1 pseudogene is annotated in these 302 nt (G+C 62.6%); it reads left to right on the forward strand.

Going from position 1 to position 302, the window contains the following annotated elements:
* Positions 1-24: 24 nt before the first annotated feature.
* Positions 25-302: pseudogene (locus E5Q11_RS17690) on the forward strand (M14 family metallocarboxypeptidase); the annotation flags it as partial.

Below are 302 nucleotides of genomic sequence, written 5' to 3' on the forward strand. Positions count from 1 at the left end.
GACTGGACCGAGGAACAGCGTCGAATGAACACAGTTCCGGCAACTTATCCAATCGGCGCGCCCGGTAAACCATGGTGCGCGGAGGAGCGCGCTGAGTGGCTGTTACAGCAGACTCGTCAGCGCAGTTACGAATCCGATGTGCTCAGCGCGCTCGAGAGGCTGCGTTCGCGCTTCGATGTGCAGGAGTACGGCCGCCTTGAATATGGCCCGGACGTTTACCCGCTGATGGCGGTCCGCAGTCGGGACTGGCGAGCCGATCGGCCGGTGGTGCTGGTTACGGGCGGGGTGCACGGTTATGAAAC

Origin of the sequence: Marinobacter confluentis (genome assembly GCF_004785685.1) — a bacterium.
GTDB lineage: Bacteria > Pseudomonadota > Gammaproteobacteria > Pseudomonadales > Oleiphilaceae > Marinobacter > Marinobacter confluentis.